The organism is Gordonia sp. (in: high G+C Gram-positive bacteria), assembly GCF_049299075.1.
Lineage (GTDB): Bacteria > Actinomycetota > Actinomycetes > Mycobacteriales > Mycobacteriaceae > Gordonia.
In genome coordinates this window covers 1-2,059 of record NZ_JBAQWU010000172.1, presented here as the reverse complement: position 1 = coordinate 2,059, position 2,059 = coordinate 1, and the positions used below count along the sequence as shown (strand labels likewise).

General features: G+C 67.4%; 1 protein-coding gene, 1 pseudogene and 1 riboswitch. Of the genes and pseudogenes, one reads left to right on the top strand and one right to left on the bottom strand.

Annotated features, from left to right (window positions below; genetic code table 11):
* Positions 1-1,163: pseudogene (locus tag WAW85_RS05795) on the bottom strand (5-methyltetrahydropteroyltriglutamate--homocysteine S-methyltransferase); the annotation flags it as partial.
* Positions 1,164-1,288: 125 nt separating this feature from the next.
* A riboswitch (cobalamin riboswitch) is annotated at positions 1,289-1,512 on the bottom strand.
* A gap of 91 nt (positions 1,513-1,603) precedes the next feature.
* On the opposite strand from WAW85_RS05795, the gene WAW85_RS05790 reads away from it, so the two are divergent.
* A partial coding sequence (locus WAW85_RS05790; RefSeq protein WP_422558691.1) for a hypothetical protein occupies positions 1,604-2,059 on the top strand: 456 nt, incomplete at its 3' end.

The following is a 2,059-nucleotide window of genomic DNA, read 5'->3' as shown; positions in this document are numbered from 1 at the left end:
GCGTTATGCAAGCGCGCATCGGTGCTCCGGCTGGCCAGGGCGTCGCGCGCGGCATCGAAGGCGGCCGCCTCGCTGTCGCGACCGTTGCGCAGGGCGCGGGCCAGGGTGGCGACCTCGTCGAACTTCTCGGCGGCGAATGCCAACCAGCCGCGCAGGGCTGGATCCAGATCGGCTTCCGGTGCCAGCGTGTACGGAACGTGCAGCGTGGAGCACGACGTGCCGACGGCTAGTTCGCCGACATACCCGCGCAGATCGGTCAGGGTCGCCAGTGCCGCATCCAGATCGGTGCGCCAGATGTTGTGACCGTCGACGATGCCGGCGACGACGAGCTTGTTGCCCAACCCGGCGGTCTTCACGGTGTCGACCGAGCCGGCAACAAGGTCGACGCCGACGCCCTCGATACCGGTGCGGCCCAGGGCGGCCAGTGACTCACGGGCATCGCCGAAGTAGGTCTGCACCAGTAGCTTCGGTCGGTCGGCGACGGCGGACAGGTGGGCGTAGACGCGCTCGGCCAGGTCGGCGAAGCTGTCATCGGAGCCTGTCACCAGGATCGGCTCGTCGAGCTGCACCCATGACGCGCCGGCCGCGGCGAGCTGAGCGAGCAGGTTCGCATAAAGGGGCAGCAGATCGTCGATCCGGTCCAGGGGATCGACTCCGGCCAGCCCCTTGGACAGGCCGAGGAAAGTGATCGGGCCGATGACCACCGGGCGAGCGGGAAGACCTTCAGCGGTGGCCTCGGCCAGCTCGGCGAGCACCTTCTCCGGATCCAGCGAGAACTCGGTGTCCGCGCTGATCTCCGGCACCAGGTAGTGGTAGTTGGTGTCGAACCACTTGGTCATCTCCAGCGGCAGCACGCCGTCGGTGCCGCGCGCGGCCGCAAAGTAGCGATCCAGCCGATCGGCGATCCCGGCGACCCGCGGCGGCAACGCGCCCAGCAGGACGGCGGTGTCGAGCATCTGGTCGTAGTACGAGAAAGTGCCGGTCGTGATCGCGTCGAAACCGGCGGCAGCCAACTGTTGGCGCTGGGTGCGACGCAGCTGCGCGGCGACCGACTCCAACTCGGCGGTGTCCGCCCGACCTGCCCAGTAGGCCTCGACGGCGTGCTTGAGTTCGCGGTTGGCACCGATGCGTGCGGTGCCGGGAACGGTGGTGGTGAAACCCATGTCTTCGTGTTCTCCTGTGATGAAACTCAGGACGAACGCCCTATCCGCGATAAAGATCGAAGAGCCCACAAAAGAACCTACTTCGACTCCGCCCGGAATCCGCGAGGCGATCGTCACCGGGTGCGGCGCACCCGGTACAAGAGGCAGGTCTTCGGGCTTACCAGCACGCGCCGGAGCCTCTCAGAGATGAGAAGGCTTCGCGCTCCTACTGGCCGTCGCTTCCCAGACGTGCTGCGTCCAGTGCATGGTGACGGCGGTCGTTCCGGTATACCGCTGCGGGTCAGCTCCGGATTCTCACCGGATTCCCTCTCGCGAACTCCCGTGTCAGACAGCGGGACTCGCTCGGTGTCCGCGCGGTCACAGGGGCTCCTGGGCGACGGCGCAACGGACAGAACCTTTTGCGCCTTCGACTCTAGTCGCGGCGTAGAGTAGATGTCATCATGACGTCGCGGGGTGATTCTAATTCCGGTGACCGGATTGCCCCGGTCGCTGGAATCATCCTGGTCGCGCGCGGGGATGAACGCGGCGAAGCCGCCGACGAACCGCAGTTCGAACGATTGCAGGTTTTGCTCGCCAGCTTCGGGGCAGGCGGCTGCCTGGACTTGTATGTGGCGCTCGGCAGTCGGGTGGTGGCCGCGCCGACCGACTCGTCGACGACGTTCTTCCTTCCCGGCTGGTACAACGCGCTCGACGCCGCGGTGCGGGCCGCACTGTCCAGCGGGGCCGACCTTCCCGGGATCGGCGGGGTGCTGCTGCAGACTGTCGACAGCGCCGATGTCGGCGACGTTGGCGTCCGGCGCATTCTGGCGGCTGCGCGGGGCCGCCGCGATGTGGTGGTTCGCGCCGTCGCCCACGGACACTGGACGCAGCCGGTGTACGTCGGAGCGGATCTGATC